The organism is Idiomarina sp., assembly GCF_019431395.1.
Taxonomy (GTDB): Bacteria; Pseudomonadota; Gammaproteobacteria; order Enterobacterales; family Alteromonadaceae; genus Idiomarina.
Map to the genome: position 1 here is coordinate 2816064 of NZ_CP080268.1, position 15461 is coordinate 2831524.

Sequence of the window (15461 nt, forward strand, 5' to 3'; positions counted from 1 at the left end):
TCGTGCCACCGACTGATTTCTGGCAATTTCCCACCATCGATCCGGTGATTTTACACATCTGGGGACCTATCGCTATCCGCTGGTACGGTCTGGCTTATATCGCCGGCTTTGCGTTTGCTTTCTGGTGGGGTAATCGCCAGGCTAAACGCAGTGACCATTGGACTAAAGATCAGTTTTCAGACCTTCTATTCTGGTGTTTTTTAGGTGTTGTGCTGGGCGGCCGCATCGGCTATGTGCTGTTCTACAAATTCGGTAGCTTTATCGACAACCCGCTGTTTCTGTTTCAGGTGTTCGATGGCGGTATGTCGTTTCATGGCGGCTTGCTGGGCGTTATTGTCGCCATGTTTGCTTATGCCAAAGCAAAGCAACGACCTTTTTTGCAAGTTGGCGACTTTATCGCGCCGTTAGTACCCATGGGGCTGTTCTTTGGTCGTTTAGGCAACTTTATTAACGGCGAACTGTGGGGACGGGTTACCGATGTGCCCTGGGCCATCGTGTTCCCCTCTGGCGGGCCGGTACCACGCCATCCATCACAACTGTACGAAGCACTACTGGAAGGGTTACTGCTATTTTTCATTATCTGGTGGTTCCAAAAGCAACCACGCGGTCGTGGTGCCATCAGTGGTCTGTTCTTGTTAGGCTATGGCGTGGCGCGGTTTGTGGTTGAATTTTTCCGCGAGCCCGATGCCCATTTGGGGCTGCTATCATTGGGGATGTCGATGGGGCAGTGGCTAACCATTCCGATGATTTTACTGGGTATGGGTCTGTTATACCGTGCCAGTCAGCAGCAAAAGGTGGCGCAACCATGATTAACCGACCGGAACAACAATATTTGCAACTGTGTCAGCGTATCGTTGATGAAGGCGAGTGGGTGCACAATGAGCGTACCGGTATTAATTGCTTAACCGTCATCAATGCCGATCTGGATTATGACGTGGGCAATAATGAATTCCCGCTGGTTACCACCCGTAAGAGTTTTTATAAAGCCGCTATTGCCGAGCTGTTGGGATATCTGCGTGGCTATAGCAGTGCGGCGGACTTTCGTGCCATCGGCTGTAACACCTGGAATGCCAATGCCAACGAAAACCAGGCCTGGTTAAACAATCCGCATCGGCGAGGCGAAGATGACATGGGGCGTGTATACGGTGTGCAGGGTCGCGCCTGGCAAAAACCGGACGGTAGCACCTTAGACCAACTGCGTAAGGTTATTAACAATTTAAGCAAAGGTATTGATGACCGTGGCGAGATTGTCACTTTTTACAATCCCGGTGAGTTTGAGCTGGGTTGCCTGCGCCCCTGTATGCACACACACACCTTTTCGCTGTTAGGTGACAGATTATATTTAACTTCCTATCAGCGTAGCTGCGACGTGCCACTGGGTCTTAATTTTAATCAGATCCAGTGTTTTGTGTTGCTGGCGCTGGTGGCGCAAATTACCGGCCATAAGCCCGGCAAGGCCTATCACAAAATTGTTAATGCGCATATCTACGAAAACCAGCTCGAGCTGATGCGTGACGAGCAATTAACGCGGCAGCCCTATGCCGTGCCCTCGCTACACATTAATCCCGATATCCGCTCGTTAGCTGATATTGAGGATTGGGTGAGTAAAGATGATTTTAAGGTTGAAGGTTACCAATCGCACCCGCCGATTAAGTACCCGTTCGCCGTTTAGGAAAGCTTATGTCATTAAAAGTCACCATTTGCGATGACTCAGGGATGGCACGCAAACAATTATTACGCACTCTTCCCCAGGATTGGGATGCCAAGGTCTATCAGGCGGCTGATGGTGAGCAAGCGCTTACTTGTGTGCAGCAGGGACAGGCCGAGGTGTTGTTTCTGGATCTGAATATGCCGGTAATGGATGGCTACCAAACGCTGCACGCGATCCAACAGCAACAGCTGGAGTGTCTGGTTATCGTGGTGTCCGGTGATATTCAGCCGGAAGCACACCAGCGGGTTACACGGCTGGGCGCAATGGCTTTTGTTAAAAAGCCGATGTCCGGCGACGAACTACGTGAGCTATTACAACAGTTCGGTCTGTATCAGCCTGCCTCCGGACATCTTCAACTCGTTGACGAGCGGCAATCGCAGCCGGAAAACGCACTGGATGTTTACCGTGAAGTCAGTAATGTCGCGATGGGACAGGCCGGCGACCACTTGGCGCGGGTACTGGATACCTTTATTGATTTGCCGGTACCGAATGTTAATTTTATCGCGCCGTCTGAATTGCACATGGCCCTGCAAACTATCGACAATACCGAACGCGTATCGGCGATTAGCCAGGGTTTTGCCGGTAGTGGCATATTGGGCGAAGCTCTGACGTTATTTAGTGATACCTCCATCGACGACGTTTGCCGACTGTTAGGCCATCAGTTAACCGGCTCGGTGCGGCAACAACGTATCGAAGCGTTAATGGACATTGCTTCGATTATTACCTCGGCCTGCCTTAATGGCCTGGGGCAGCAATTACATGTGGAATTTACCGCGTCACAACCGATTTTGCTGGGCGAACAAAAAGCGGTGCGGGAACTGCTGGCGGAGTCCGAACAGCGCTGGCAAAACCTCCTTGCGGTTGAAATCGGCTACAGCCTAAAAGAACACCAAATCGACTTTGATTTGTTGCTGTTGTTCCCTGCTGATGCGGTTAAAGTGCTCGATCAGCAGCTCGCACACTGGTTGGCCGGGCAGGAGGACTAATATGACTGAAATGGATGAGTTGCACGCAAAAATGAGTATACTCGGCGCCATCGATGTCGGCATCGTGGTATTGGACCATGATTACAACATTCAGCTGTGGAATGAATTTATGCAAAACCACAGTGGTCTGCGCCCGAGTCAGGTGCGTGATAAGAATTTGTTTAAGGTCTGTAGCGACGTTGACGAGGCCTGGTTAAAACGCAAAGTCGAACGGGTGTGGCAGTTAGATGCGCGGGTCTTTATTAGCTGGGAGCAACGGCCTTATGTATTTCGCTTTCGCAATAGCCGGCCCATTACCGGCAGTAGCGAATGGATGTACCAAAATATGACCGCCATACCGCTGCACAATACGCGTGGCGAGGTCTACCAGGTGTGTTTAATAATTTATGACGTGAGTGAGCAGGTTGGTGAGTAGTCCGAGCAATGAATCTTTACAACAAGCCCAAAACGGCGTTGAACGCGTGTACGGGCGTAGTGCGCTGGCGCAATTTAAGCAGTTGCATGTGGCCGTCGCCGGTTTAGGCGGCGTTGGCTCCTGGGCGGTGGAAGCACTGGCGCGCACGGGCATCGGCAAACTGACGTTAATCGACCTGGATGACATTTGTGTCACTAATATCAACCGTCAACTACCGGCCACCTTCGACAGTGTTGGCGAGCTAAAGACCGAGGCACTGGCAGCGCGGGTAAAAGCGATTAACCCGGATTGTGAAGTAACCGTGGTCGATGATTTTCTGTTAGCGGACAACTTTGACCAGTATCTGGCGGGGGTAGATGCGGTACTGGATGCCATTGATAGCGTTAAAACCAAAGCTGCGTTGGTGGCCTGGTGTAAGCGTCGCAAGGTGCGTTTAGTTTGTTGTGGCGGCGCCGGAGGGCAAATAGATCCAAGTCAGATCCGCAGCGCCGATCTGGCAAAAGCCAAGCAAGATCCGTTATTAGCCAAAGTGCGTTCCGATTTGCGTCGTAATTACGGCTTTTCTAAGAACCCTAAGCGTAAATGGGGAATTGATTGCATTTATTCTGAAGAGCAATTGCGTTATCCCATCATAAGCGGTGAGCAAGAAGGCGAAGTGACCTTGCAAAAACCGGGCAGCGGCAGCATGCAAATGAATTGCTCCAGCGGCTTCGGCGCCGCCATGGTCGTTACCTGCACCTTCGCTATGCACGCCGTTGCCTTATTGCTACGGCGCTGCGCGCCTTCGCGCTAGGCGCCCCTTTCGGGCCGCGCCTAGCCGGTGAGTTCATGCAGAGACTTAGCTACATTACGCAGGCCGTTAGCGCGCGAAGGAGTTAGGTGCCCCTCTAACCCTTCAGCACGGAATAGGGCGTCGATATCGAACGCTTGAATCGCAGTTAATGATTGCCCGTCAACCTGCTGCTGAACCAGCGCTAGCAGCCCCTTAACGATGCGTGAACCACTGTCAAAACGCACCACTACGGCATCCGGATCGGAACTATCCACGTATAACCAAACCTTAGCCTCACAACCACTGACCAGGTGTGCGTCGTCGCGCGCCTGCTCGGGGTAGGCGGGGAGCGTACGTGATAATTGTACTAAGCGGCGGTATTGTTGTTCCCAGTTCACTGCGTAAACTCTGCCTTACAAAAAATAAACTAAATTGTCGCATAACTTGTTAGAAGGACGCTAGTTGAGGATAATAACGCCCAATTAACAGCAAATCACAAGAGTAACTTTTTAAAAGTTCCAACATAAGGAAGTTAACATGAAGATACTTGTCGCGGTAAAGCGCGTCATTGACTACAACGTCAAAGTCCGCGTTAAGCCAGATCAGTCAGACGTCGATTTGGCCAATGTCAAAATGGCGCTTAACCCGTTTTGCGAGATCGCCGTTGAAGAAGCTGTGCGCTTAAAAGAAGCCGGCACGGCGGACGAAGTGGTGGTGGTATCCATTGGCCCGAAATCGGTTCAGGAACAGTTACGTACGGCATTGGCGTTAGGCGCTGATCGCGCCATTCAGGTAGAAACCGATGATATGCCGGATTCGCTGTCAGTCGCCAAAATCCTTAAAGGCGTGGTTGAGAAAGAAAGCCCGGATATGGTGATTCTGGGTAAACAGTCCATCGACTCGGACAACAACCAAACCGGCCAAATGCTAGGTGCGTTAACCGGTATGCCGCAGGGTACTTTTGCGTCTAAAGTCGAAATCGGTGATGGCTTTGTTAACGTAACTCGCGAAATTGATGGTGGTTTGCAAACGGTAAAACTCAACCTTCCTGCGATCGTGACGACTGACCTACGCTTAAACGAACCACGTTATGCGTCACTGCCTAACATCATGAAAGCCAAGCGTAAGCCGCTGGAAACCGTTAGTACGGATGACCTGGGTGTTGACGTTAAACGCACCGTTAAATTGTTGAAGGTTGAGCCACCTGCCGAGCGCAGTGCGGGTATCAAAGTTGCCGATGTGGACGAGTTAGTCGAAAAACTGAAAAACGAGGCCAAAGTACTATGAGCATTTTAGTAGTAGCAGAACACGACAATAATGCGGTTGATCCGTCAACGCTAAAAACTTTGGCCGCTGCACAAAAACTTGGCGGCGACATTCATGTGTTGGTTGCCGGCAAAGGCTGCTCAGCGGTTGCCGATGACGTCGCTAAAGCTGACGGCGTAAGCAAGGTGTTTTTAGCCGATAATGGTGTGTACGAGCACCAGTTAGCTGAGAATATCGGTGCTTTGGTTGCCGAGTTAGGTAAAGATTACAGCCACGTGTTAGCGCCGGCGACAACGACCGGTAAAAACTTTATGCCACGCGTGGCTGCACTGCTGGATGTGGCACAGATCTCCGACATCATCAGTGTAGAAAGCGACGATACCTTTAAGCGTCCTATTTACGCTGGTAACGCTATCGCCACGGTGCAGTCAGAAGACGCAATTAAAGTTATCACCGTGCGCACCACAGCATTTGACGCGGTTGCAGCGGAAGGCGGCAGCGGTAACGTTGAAGCGCTTGATACAGTTATCGATAACGATCGCTCAGCGTTCGTTGGCGAGCAACTCGCAGAGTCTGAGCGTCCTGATTTGACGGCTGCAGAAATCGTTATTTCAGGTGGCCGTGGCATGCAAAACGGCGACAACTTCAAACTGATTGAAGATATCGCTGATAAACTCGGCGCAGCGGTTGGCGCTTCGCGGGCTGCCGTAGACGCCGGTTTTGTGCCTAACGACATGCAAGTGGGTCAAACCGGTAAAATTGTTGCGCCACAACTGTATATCGCTGTAGGTATTAGCGGTGCAATCCAGCACTTAGCGGGTATGAAAGACTCGAAGGTCATTGTTGCGATCAATAAAGACGAAGAAGCGCCAATTTTTCAGGTTGCTGACTACGGTCTGGTCGCGGATCTGTTCGATGTGTTACCCGAATTAAGCAAAAAGCTGTAACTGCGTTAACCCGCACTAACAGCGCTTCTGACGCCGCCTGAATCAACAAGTTGATGAAAGGTGGCGTCATTTTCCTCACTTTTCGCCTCGATACACTTGCATATTTTTAACTCATCGGACATGATTCAGACATAACCGCCGTAAAAGTTAAAAATATTAGGTGGCTCACAATGAAAAGAAGAACAACTATGCTAAAAAAATTACCTCTAGCGTCAGCCATTGCGCTGGCTTTTGCGTTGCCGAGTCAGGCTGCTGATTTTGAAGTTGGTGATTTCGACATCAAGTTCGACTCTATTCTTTCCTATGGTGCAGCATGGCGGATGGAAGATCCGGCAATGCACCTTATCCACCCGGGTAATCGTCCGGGCGGAACGGCCGGCTCTAGTGTCGGTGATGATGGTAACCTGAACTTCGAGAAAGGTGACCTGGTCAGCTCGGTATTTAAAGGTGTTCACGACCTGAGTATCGATGGCGGTGACTATGGTGCGTTTTTCCGTTTTAACTATTGGTATGACTATGTGATTTCTGAAGAAGAAATGCCACACGGTCATCCGGGCAATAATTACGTCCCTAACACTACCCTGAACGATGATATTTTCGATGACTACTCACAAGGTAGCGGCTTCGAATTACTTGATGCGTTCGTATGGGCAAACTTCAGTATGGGCGATATTCCAACCAGTTTACGTGTTGGTCGTCAGGTATTGAGCTGGGGTGAGAGCACCTTCGTTTTTAATGGTATCAATGATATCAACCCGTTGGACGTGAACGCAGCTCGCCGTCCGGGCGCAGAAATTAAAGAAGCGCTACTGCCGGTGGGCATGGTCAGCGTTAACATGGGCTTGACTCAAAGCTTGAACATGGAAGCGTTTTATCAATACGAGTGGGATAACACCAAACTCGACGGTTGTGGTACCTACTTCTCCAGTGTTGATATTATCGGCGGGCCGGGTTGTGGCAAAGTAACCCTTAACCCGCAATTAGTGCCGGGCGATCCAAGCAGTTACCTGAGTGACCGTGAATCGGTTATGGCAGGGGCATATATTGGTTATAATCCGCGTCTGGAAGCATCTGATAGCGGCCAGTGGGGTGTTAACTTTCGTTACTACTCACTGGATCTGGATACTGAATTTGGTTTGTACTACCTGAATCTGCACAATAATACGCCAATCATTTCGGCGTATAACTGGACCGTTGATCCAGAGCAGTACATGACGGCCGAAGACCGCATGAATCCGGGTTACACTTATGCCACACCAAATGGCTACCCGATTGACGGCCCGCGTCTGGTGCTCGAGTATCCGGAAGATTATAAAGTGTTGGGTGCAAGCTTTAGCACTAACTTAGGTTTATGGTCTGTTGCTGGTGAATACAGCTTCCGCCAGGATGCGCCTGTGCAAATTAACACGACCGAAATCCTTACCGCCGGTTTACGTCCGAACGTACCAAGTACTTTCGCTGATCGTGTACAAACAACAGACCTGGGTGGCTTAGCCAATGGTTATGATCGTTTTGACGTAAGTCAGGCTCAGGCAAGTTTTGTGCGCTTTGTCGACCGCTTATGGGGTTCTGACCGCATGACCTTTGTTGGTGAAGTGGCGATGAACCAGGTACATGATTTACCGAGCTTAGCGGAACAACGCTACGGCCGCTTGCCACTGTTTGGTAAGTGCTTACTGCCATCAGAGGTAGGGCCCGCTGCGGCAGGTAACTGTGAAGGCTTTGTTACTGAAAATTCATGGGGCTATCGCACCCGGTTCCAGTTTGAGTACTCAAACGTATGGCAGGGCTGGGGTTTGACGCCGGTCATTCAGTTTAACCACGACGTAGACGGTTACTCGTCTAACAGTAACTTTATTGAAGGTCGTAAATCGTTAGGTATTAATCTGACCGCGGATTACCTATCAACCTATAAAGTGAACCTGGGTTACACCACCTATAGTGGCAGTGACTATGATGCGACCACTGACCGTGATTTTGCGTCAATCAGCTTCTCGTATGCATTCTAACTTGGTTAGACTGTAAATAAGCTAAATGGAAAGTCGTGCCTTTGGCGCGACTTTTTTTTTAAAAACTGGCTTAGGCTCGCTTGCGCTCGCGGTTTACGCGCTTCGCGCGGGGTAGCGTGCTGCCTTCGGCGCACGGGTTTAGACTCGCTGCGCTCGTGCTAAAACGTAATCCGCGAGCCAAGCGAGCCTAAACCGAGCGTAGCGCCTACACCGGCCGTAGGCCCTAAAAGGAGAGCATGATGAAACGAACGTTAACGGCTATAACGGCGTTGTTGGTTTCCGCCGGAGCATTGGCAGACGACCACAATACCCTGCAACTGGAAGATGTTTTTACGCTGGAATATGCATCGTCACCGACCATTCACCCGAGTGGTGATTACAGTGTATTTGTACGTCAATCAATGGATATCAACAGTGACCGCAAAGTTGGCTCACTATGGAAAATCCATGAAAACGGCGAACTACGCCCCTTAACCGGGGATAAAACCAGTGAAAGCCAACCGGTATGGTCTCCAGATGGCAAGCGTTTGGCGTTTGTTTCGACCGCTACGGGGAGTGCTCAAATTCATATTTACTGGGTGGACAGTGGTGAACATGCCGCAATTACGGACTTAACCCAGTCGCCCGGTAATTTGAGCTGGTCGCCTAACGGTAAGCATCTTGCGTTTTCGATGTTTACACCCGAGGCCAAACCAGCGCCAGTGTCGTTACCCGGCAAGCCTCAGGGCGCCGAATGGACAGCGGCGCCTAAGTACATCGACAAAGATAATTACCGCTACGACGGTGGCGGTTACGCCCGTGACGGCTATCAGCATGTCTATGTGGTGCCCACCGAGGGTGGTACGCCGCGTAAATTAACTTCCGGCGATTACAATCATGGTGGCGATCTAGCCTGGGCAGCGGATGGTGAGTCTATTTTCTTTTCCGGCAATCGCCGTGAAGATGCCTTCCGTCAGCCGACTAACAGCGAGCTATACCAGCTCATGCTCAAAACCGGCGAAATAAAACAAGTGACCGACCGTGTTGGTCCTGACCGTTCGCCTGCTGTGTCACCGGACGGTGAGTATATCGCTTACCTGGGGAACGACGATAACGGCCAAAGTTTTCAGATTACCCGCTTATATGTGATGGCTGCTGACGGCACCGATAGCCGCGTGCTGACCGCCGACTTAGATCGCAGCGTGAGCGGATTTGAGTGGGATCCCGACAGTGATGGCATTTATTTTAGCTATGATGACCACGGCATTGGCTATCTGGCACGCACGGACCTGGACGGCGATCGCGAGCGATTGGCCGATCGTGTTGGTGGTTTATCTTATAGTCGCCCTTATGGTGGCGGTGACTTTTCGGTCGCAGAGGATGATCAGGTACTTTACACTATCTCCAATCCACAACGCCCGGCTGACTTAGCTCTCTGGGATGATGGCGATAGCCGTCAGCTTACTCAGTTAAACGAAGACGCTCTGGCGCACAAGCAACTAGCCAAAGTTGAAGAGATAAATTACAAGTCGAGCGTTGACGGTCGCGACTTGCAGGGTTGGATTGCTTACCCACCTAACTTTGATTCGAGCAAAGATTACCCGCTAATGCTGGAAATTCACGGTGGTCCGCATACTAATTACGGTCCTCGCTTTGCTGCTGAAGTGCAGTTATTTGCGGCAGCGGGTTATGTGGTGCTGTACACCAACCCTCGCGGCAGCACCAGTTATGGCGATGAATTTGCCAACACCATCAGCAAGAACTATCCCAGCCATGACTACGATGATCTCATGGATGGCGTTGACGCAGTTATCGATAAAGGCTTTATTGACGCAGACGAACTGTATGTGACCGGCGGCAGCGGCGGTGGAGTGTTAACCGCCTGGATTGTTGGCCACACTGACCGCTTTAAAGCTGCTGTTGTCGCTAAGCCGGTGATTAACTGGTACAGCTTTGTGCTGACCGCAGATATGTACAACTATTTCTACCAGTATTGGTTCCCGGGGTTGCCATGGGAAAACTTGGAACATTACATGAAGTATTCACCGATTAGCTACGTGGGTAACGTGACCACGCCAACCATGTTGCTGACCGGCGAAAATGACTACCGCACACCAATGTCAGAAACTGAGCAATACTATCAAGCGCTTAAACTTGAGGGAGTCGAGACAGCGATGGTGCGGATTCAGGACTCAGGCCACGGCATTTATGCCCGCCCCAGTAACCTGATGAACAAAGTTGCATACATCCTGCACTGGTTCGATAAATTTAAAAATAAAGACTAATCCAGGGTTTGGTTGAAGCGGCGGTTTTGCCAAAAAAACCGCCATTGCTCTTTAAAGCGCCGCCAGGCGCTTTTTTCTTTTAAGTGTCGATCTTCCACGTCCAAAATGTCGCTACCATGTTGATGGGTATTATCGACACAATAGGGTAATAAGCCCTGCACGTAGCAACCGGTCTCCCATTGCCATTGAAAATCAACATCGACTGGCCGGAAAAAGCACTTGCGAGCTAATAACTTAGTCGCACCAGAACGGCTTATAACATAGCCACAGGCACCCATCGGCGGCTTATCGGTACGGTAGTCCACTAACGTAAATGTACCAAGATCAGCGAGCTTATTACTTTGCTTTGGCTTAAATGGCTGCGCTAATTTAAGCAGATCCCAGTCGCCGGGCAAGGATGCAATGGCCGTACTGAGTTGTGCGAAATCGGAGCTGACGATGATATCGTCTTCAACGATAACCGCGGCTTCAGCATCGCTGTCGAGTAGTTGCTGCCAGGCCTTACGGTGACTCATATAGCAGGCGATTTCCCCACGTGTTAGTGGAGCGTAAAAGCGCTCTCGATTCTGTTGCGCATCATAGACACTGTTAATGTCATTATCGCTTAGCTTACGCCCGTCAACCGCGACAATGCGGGTAAAATCAATACCCACGCCTTGCAGTTGCTGACTAGCATGCTTTAGGCGTTCAATTGAACGGTCGAGATTAATCACATAGACAGGTAACATCATTTATCGCTCAGATTTTTCAACGTCGTCACCGCGCTTGCGACGGTACTCGCGCTCGTAAAGTTTTGCTTCGGTAAGGAAAAAATGAAAAGCATCAATGTTAGCTTTGATAAAGCCACGCCAGCCCGCAAGAAACATGCGCCGTATGATATAAAATTTGATGAACATTAACGGAAAAATCAGTAGCACCCGGGCGAGGCTACAGGTACGCCCCTGCTCTTCGCGCTGCTTGGCTTTAAGCAAAGAATATTTATTTAACTTATCCATGTAACCGTGAGCTGAGTCATAGCCGTAGTGCTTAACGTCGATTGGTAAGTGCGTTAAGGGGTCATCCACCTCGATATGCTCATGCACTTTTAGCGAGGTATTCCAGCGCGATTTTGATTTGCGGTAAACGCGACGAAAACGGTGATGGCGGTGACCGGGCAACGAGTGACCCATAAAAATATCGTCATGGGCCAGATAAATACCGTTAATGTCACCTTCAGCTATTCGTTGTTGTATTTGCTCAAAAGCGCCGTCTGGCAGAACCTCATCGCCATCTAAATTAATCACCCAATCGTTTCTGCATTGCTCAAGAGCAAAGGCTTTTTGTTTGGCATAACCCAGCCAATCCTGATGAATAATTCGGGCGCCATGCCGCTCTGCTATTGCCAGGGTATCGTCGCTCGATCCGGAATCGACTAACACAATCTCATCGGCGCCCTTTACGCTGGACAATACTTCATCCAGGTGGCGTCCCTCGTTTTTGGTAATTAAATACACGCTGATTTTGGGTGTGTCTGCCATGGTGGTTTCCCGTCTATGCTGATAAAGGCTATGATATATTTTTTACTATCATATCGCATCAATTCGACAGAATAATCAGCTAGCCGGAGTAACCATGAGCGACTGGAGTGCATTACTTGCAGAAGAAAAAACCAAGCCGTACTTTAACGAGCTACTGGCAAAGGTAGCAGCCGCACGCCAGCAGACCACCGTATTTCCTAAGCAAGAGGATGTTTTTAACGCGCTAAAACTGACCGCTCCTGATGAGGTAAAGGTGGTTATTCTCGGTCAGGATCCTTATCACGGTCCCGGTCAGGCGCATGGGCTCAGTTTTTCGGTGCCGGATGGCATTAAACTGCCGCCGTCGTTGCGCAATATGCTTAAGGCGATTCAGTTAGATTACCCGGATACTCCGGCACCTGAAAATGGCGATTTAAGCCGTTGGGCAGAGCAGGGCGTGCTGTTGCTGAATACGGTATTAACCGTAGAGCAGGGTAAGGCACATAGCCATGCTAAGTGGGGCTGGGAAAGCTTTACCGATACCGTGATTGCGCGTTTGGCAGACAGCTATGAGAGTATTGTGTTTATGCTCTGGGGGGCGCATGCGCAGAAGAAAGCGGCATTGATTGATGGGAATAAGCATTGCGTGCTAAAAACCGTGCATCCATCACCGTTGTCGGCACATCGGGGCTTTTTCGAGGCGCAGCATTTTCGGAAAGCTAATGAATACTTAATAAAAAGCGGTCAAAATCCCATCAAATGGTAACACGGATGTAACAATTGTCTTTTATTCTGGGGCTCTCTGTGGTATTAAGGTAGTTGTGAATTAATTGTTATAAATTGATTCGCATGCGCTAAAACCATAATTATAAAGAAACTGAGAGGCAAGTATGGATCATTCAGAAGAGCTTCAGAAAGTCAGTGAAAAATCATCTAAGGGACGCGCAGCCAAAAGAAAATGGCGTGAAATAGAACAACTCAAAGAAAAGTATCGGCTGAAGGAAGAACTCGCCGAAATGGATTACTCTTACGACCTCGATCTCGAAGAGCTAGATCTAACGTAACTTGCGCCGAAGGCGCAAGCTACAGAGCCTGACGTAGGTCGCGTCCTGACGCGACGTGGACGTGCGTCAGGACGCACGCTACTTGCGCATTACCGGTAGCATTTGCTTAAGTACCTTAGGTGCACCGGCAGTAATGTTGCCGCTTTGGATATAGTTGTGGCCGCCATCAAGGTCACACACAATGCCGCCTGCTTCGCGGATCATCAATTCGCCGGCCAGCATATCCCAAGGCTTCAAGCCCATCTCGAAGAAACCATCAAAACGACCCGCCGCAACATAGGCTAAGTCAAGTGCTGCCGCGCCTGCACGACGCATGTCGGCACAATGCTCAAACAAGTTATTAAACATTTGCTGATATTCAGGCAGTTTGTGCTTGGCTTTAAACGGGAAACCCGTCGCCAGTAACGCACCTTTAAGCTCAACCTTAGGGTCAATACGTAAACGGCGACCATTTAATTGCGCGCCGGCACCACGCGACGCGGTGAACAGCTCTTCACGCACAGGATCGTAAACCACGCCCTGCTGCACCGAGCCTTTGTGTAATAGCGCAATAGAAATACAAAAATGAGGAATACCGCGCAGATAATTTGTGGTGCCATCGAGCGGGTCGATAACCCATTGAAAGTCATTGTCAGTGCCTTGCTGCTGACCACTTTCTTCGGCAATAATGCCATGCTCCGGGTACGATTTACGAATCGTATCGATAATCGCTTTTTCTGCCGCTCTGTCCATCTCAGAAACCCAGTCGTTAGGGCCCTTAGACGTTGCGTCAATCGGTTGACCTTGGTCAAACTCTTTAATTAAAATCTTGCCGGCTGCACGCGCTGCGCGCACCGCAATGTTTAACATCGGATGCATAATCAAATTACCTGTGCTGTCAAAGAACGCTTTGTGTTTAACAAAAATGTGAATCACAAAAATCTGGTCGCGGATAATACCAGTATTGCGGTATCATGCACAACTTTTATTCAGGCATAGTTTTACGTCATCATGCTAGATTCTATTCGTATAGTACTTGTAAATACCTCGCACACGGGCAATATCGGTTCTGTCGCTCGTGCCATGAAAACCATGGGCTTATCGGAGCTGACGTTAGTTGATCCGGTAAACGCACCCGATAGTCATGCCTCGGCATTAGCAGCGGGGGCGACTGATATTTTAGCTAACGCCACCACGGTTGATACCCTGCAGGAAGCCATCGCCGACTGCGAGTTGGTGCTGGCTACCAGCGCCCGTAACCGCACCCTGGACTGGCCGTTACTTGGCCCACGAGATGCCGCAGCCAAAGTGCTGGCCGAAGCACCTAAACATAAGGTCGCGCTAGTTTTCGGGCGCGAAAACAACGGCCTAACCAACGAAGAGCTACAGTTAAGCCAATACCACCTGCATATTCCGACCAACCCCGATTATGGCTCGTTAAACCTGGCCATGGCAGTACAAACGGTGTGCTATGAATTGCGTATGCAGTTTTTAGAAGCCGAGGAAAACGCACAGCGTTATAGCCACAGTGGCGAGGTTGCTGATTACCCGCGTGGGGAACAGTTAGAACAGTTTTATCAACATCTGGAACAAACGCTGTACGATACGGGCTTTATCGTTAAGCAGCATCCGGGCCAGGTGATGACCAAGTTACGCCGGCTCTTCAACCGCGCACGGCCGGAGGAGAGCGAGATAAACATCCTCCGCGGGATACTGGCGTCTGTCGGTAAGAAATAAAGGCAATTTGTACCGTTGGCACGGCTGTTTGTCGCTTTGCGACGGCGTTTTGCAGCGAGCCTTCGGCCGCTGCGGCTGTTTCGGGGCAAGCCAAAAACGGTAAGGAAAGCACCCCGAGGGTGAGCATTAGCGAACCCACAAAAAGCAGTAACAAGCGAAGCGAGTTGCAATCAGCCTTGCCGAAGGCAAAAACAGCCGTCGCGCAGCGATAAATAGCCGCGAGCGAAGCGAGCATTGAATACTTGACTATTTTAGTCGGGTAAGTAAACTTGTCGCTTAAGCAAAGCGAAGAGGAATACCATCATGCGCCTGACATCCAAAGGCCGTTACGCCGTTACCGCGATGCTCGACGTCGCCATGTTCGCCAAACAGTCCCCGGTGCCGCTGGCGGATATTTCTGAGCGGCAGGGGATTTCGTTATCCTATCTGGAGCAATTATTTGCCCGCCTGCGCAAACGCGGCCTGGTGCACAGCGTGCGCGGTCCCGGCGGTGGTTATCAGCTGGGCAAAACAGCAGATGACATCTCTGTTGGTGCTGTTATCGATGCGGTTGACGAATCCATCGATGCAACCCGCTGTCACGGCAAAGGCAATTGTCAGGGTGGCGAGCGTTGCCTTACGCATTCATTGTGGGAAGGCCTGAGTGATCGCATAGCAGACTTTTTAGATGGTATTACCCTGGCTGAACTGATGGCATCACGCGATGTTGCCGAGGTTGGTGAACGCCAGAATTACGACAAAAGTTCTGATAAAAGTTCTGACAAAATCGAGCTTAACGTCATTTAGTGGATGTCGCACCAGAAAGGAGCTGTGAG

At 50.2% G+C, this 15461-nt stretch carries 17 protein-coding genes; 13 read left to right on the forward strand and 4 right to left on the reverse strand.

The features are described from left to right. The first annotated feature begins 2 nt into the window (after positions 1-2). From lgt to tcdA, 5 genes are read left to right on the forward strand one after another with little or no spacing between them, the layout of a single operon-like run. Positions 3-809, forward strand: coding sequence for a prolipoprotein diacylglyceryl transferase (lgt, locus tag KZ771_RS13650; protein WP_290568924.1), 807 nt, complete (start codon positions 3-5; stop codon positions 807-809). Beyond that, positions 806-1672, forward strand: a complete 867-nt coding sequence (locus tag KZ771_RS13655) for a thymidylate synthase (RefSeq protein ID WP_290568926.1) — start codon at positions 806-808, stop codon at positions 1670-1672. Before lgt ends, KZ771_RS13655 begins: the two co-directional genes overlap by 4 nt. 8 nt (positions 1673-1680) lie before the next feature. Continuing rightward, positions 1681-2697, forward strand: coding sequence for a response regulator (locus KZ771_RS13660; RefSeq protein WP_290653916.1), 1017 nt, complete (start codon positions 1681-1683; stop codon positions 2695-2697). A gap of 1 nt (position 2698) precedes the next feature. Beyond that, positions 2699-3112: a PAS domain-containing protein gene (locus KZ771_RS13665; RefSeq protein ID WP_290568930.1), complete on the forward strand. Its 414-nt coding sequence runs from the start codon at positions 2699-2701 to the stop codon at positions 3110-3112. Continuing rightward, positions 3105-3905 carry a tRNA cyclic N6-threonylcarbamoyladenosine(37) synthase TcdA gene (tcdA, locus tag KZ771_RS13670; RefSeq protein ID WP_290653917.1) on the forward strand — a complete coding sequence of 267 codons (801 nt, stop codon included), beginning with the start codon at positions 3105-3107 and terminating at the stop codon, positions 3903-3905. Before KZ771_RS13665 ends, tcdA begins: the two co-directional genes overlap by 8 nt. A gap of 20 nt (positions 3906-3925) precedes the next feature. Here tcdA and KZ771_RS13675 read toward each other — a convergent pair whose 3' ends face one another. Continuing rightward, positions 3926-4282 carry a SufE family protein gene (locus tag KZ771_RS13675; RefSeq protein ID WP_290653918.1) on the reverse strand — a complete coding sequence of 119 codons (357 nt, stop codon included), beginning with the start codon at positions 4280-4282 and terminating at the stop codon, positions 3926-3928. A gap of 139 nt (positions 4283-4421) precedes the next feature. Between KZ771_RS13675 and KZ771_RS13680 the strand changes: the two genes are divergently transcribed. The 4 genes from KZ771_RS13680 to KZ771_RS13695 all read left to right on the forward strand — a co-directional run bounded on the left by KZ771_RS13680 (position 4422) and on the right by KZ771_RS13695 (position 10370). Then, entirely contained in the window at positions 4422-5171 is a 750-nt protein-coding gene (locus KZ771_RS13680) for an electron transfer flavoprotein subunit beta/FixA family protein (RefSeq protein ID WP_290653919.1), read from the forward strand. Further along, positions 5168-6097, forward strand: a complete 930-nt coding sequence (locus tag KZ771_RS13685; protein ID WP_290653920.1) for an FAD-binding protein — start codon at positions 5168-5170, stop codon at positions 6095-6097. The genes KZ771_RS13680 and KZ771_RS13685 overlap by 4 nt, the downstream gene beginning before the upstream one ends. Before the next feature lie 188 nt (positions 6098-6285). After that, positions 6286-8106 (forward strand): DUF1302 domain-containing protein, encoded by a 1821-nt coding sequence (locus KZ771_RS13690; protein ID WP_290653921.1) that lies wholly within the window; start codon positions 6286-6288, stop codon positions 8104-8106. A gap of 236 nt (positions 8107-8342) precedes the next feature. After that, on the forward strand, positions 8343-10370 hold the full coding sequence (locus KZ771_RS13695) for a S9 family peptidase (RefSeq protein ID WP_290653922.1): 2028 nt from the start codon (positions 8343-8345) through the stop codon (positions 10368-10370). Here the strand turns inward: KZ771_RS13695 and KZ771_RS13700 are convergent. Both KZ771_RS13700 and KZ771_RS13705 read right to left on the reverse strand, forming a co-directional pair. Further along, the gene (locus KZ771_RS13700; protein WP_290653923.1) at positions 10367-11101 is read right to left on the reverse strand and encodes a glycosyltransferase family 25 protein; all 735 of its coding nucleotides are present in this window, start codon (positions 11099-11101) and stop codon (positions 10367-10369) included. The genes KZ771_RS13695 and KZ771_RS13700 overlap by 4 nt on opposite strands. After that, on the reverse strand, positions 11102-11887 hold the full coding sequence (locus KZ771_RS13705; RefSeq protein ID WP_290568945.1) for a glycosyltransferase family 2 protein: 786 nt from the start codon (positions 11885-11887) through the stop codon (positions 11102-11104). 61 nt (positions 11888-11948) lie between these two features. Between KZ771_RS13705 and ung the strand changes: the two genes are divergently transcribed. Both ung and KZ771_RS13715 read left to right on the forward strand, forming a co-directional pair. Then, a complete protein-coding gene (ung, locus tag KZ771_RS13710) occupies positions 11949-12632 on the forward strand; it encodes a uracil-DNA glycosylase (protein ID WP_290654866.1) in 684 nt (227 codons plus the stop codon). Between the two features lie 124 nt (positions 12633-12756). Beyond that, on the forward strand, positions 12757-12930 hold the full coding sequence (locus KZ771_RS13715; protein WP_133538620.1) for a DUF3545 family protein: 174 nt from the start codon (positions 12757-12759) through the stop codon (positions 12928-12930). Between the two features lie 78 nt (positions 12931-13008). Here KZ771_RS13715 and suhB read toward each other — a convergent pair whose 3' ends face one another. Further along, a complete protein-coding gene (gene suhB, locus KZ771_RS13720; protein WP_290653924.1) occupies positions 13009-13788 on the reverse strand; it encodes an inositol-1-monophosphatase in 780 nt (259 codons plus the stop codon). A 132-nt stretch (positions 13789-13920) separates the two neighbouring features. On the opposite strand from suhB, the gene trmJ reads away from it, so the two are divergent. Together trmJ and iscR are read left to right on the forward strand one after the other, a co-directional pair. Further along, complete coding sequence (gene trmJ / locus KZ771_RS13725; RefSeq protein ID WP_290653925.1) at positions 13921-14646, forward strand: tRNA (cytosine(32)/uridine(32)-2'-O)-methyltransferase TrmJ; 726 nt, start codon at positions 13921-13923, stop codon at positions 14644-14646. A gap of 303 nt (positions 14647-14949) precedes the next feature. Then, entirely contained in the window at positions 14950-15432 is a 483-nt protein-coding gene (iscR, locus tag KZ771_RS13730; RefSeq protein ID WP_290653926.1) for a Fe-S cluster assembly transcriptional regulator IscR, read from the forward strand. The last annotated feature ends 29 nt before the right edge of the window (positions 15433-15461 follow it).

What these genes read in the sequence shown, in the direction of transcription:
- iscR (WP_290653926.1), top strand. Translation starts at nt 14,950, where the DNA reads ATGCGCCTGACATCCAAAGGCCGTTACGCCGTTACCGCGATGCTCGAC.
- KZ771_RS13680 (WP_290653919.1), top strand. Translation starts at nt 4,422, where the DNA reads ATGAAGATACTTGTCGCGGTAAAGCGCGTCATTGACTACAACGTCAAA.
- KZ771_RS13700 (WP_290653923.1), bottom strand. Translation starts at nt 11,101, where the DNA reads ATGATGTTACCTGTCTATGTGATTAATCTCGACCGTTCAATTGAACGC.
- KZ771_RS13690 (WP_290653921.1), top strand. Translation starts at nt 6,286, where the DNA reads ATGCTAAAAAAATTACCTCTAGCGTCAGCCATTGCGCTGGCTTTTGCG.
- KZ771_RS13655 (WP_290568926.1), top strand. Translation starts at nt 806, where the DNA reads ATGATTAACCGACCGGAACAACAATATTTGCAACTGTGTCAGCGTATC.
- suhB (WP_290653924.1), bottom strand. Translation starts at nt 13,788, where the DNA reads ATGCATCCGATGTTAAACATTGCGGTGCGCGCAGCGCGTGCAGCCGGC.
- KZ771_RS13695 (WP_290653922.1), top strand. Translation starts at nt 8,343, where the DNA reads ATGATGAAACGAACGTTAACGGCTATAACGGCGTTGTTGGTTTCCGCC.
- KZ771_RS13715 (WP_133538620.1), top strand. Translation starts at nt 12,757, where the DNA reads ATGGATCATTCAGAAGAGCTTCAGAAAGTCAGTGAAAAATCATCTAAG.
- KZ771_RS13685 (WP_290653920.1), top strand. Translation starts at nt 5,168, where the DNA reads ATGAGCATTTTAGTAGTAGCAGAACACGACAATAATGCGGTTGATCCG.
- KZ771_RS13665 (WP_290568930.1), top strand. Translation starts at nt 2,699, where the DNA reads ATGACTGAAATGGATGAGTTGCACGCAAAAATGAGTATACTCGGCGCC.
- trmJ (WP_290653925.1), top strand. Translation starts at nt 13,921, where the DNA reads ATGCTAGATTCTATTCGTATAGTACTTGTAAATACCTCGCACACGGGC.
- KZ771_RS13705 (WP_290568945.1), bottom strand. Translation starts at nt 11,887, where the DNA reads ATGGCAGACACACCCAAAATCAGCGTGTATTTAATTACCAAAAACGAG.
- KZ771_RS13660 (WP_290653916.1), top strand. Translation starts at nt 1,681, where the DNA reads ATGTCATTAAAAGTCACCATTTGCGATGACTCAGGGATGGCACGCAAA.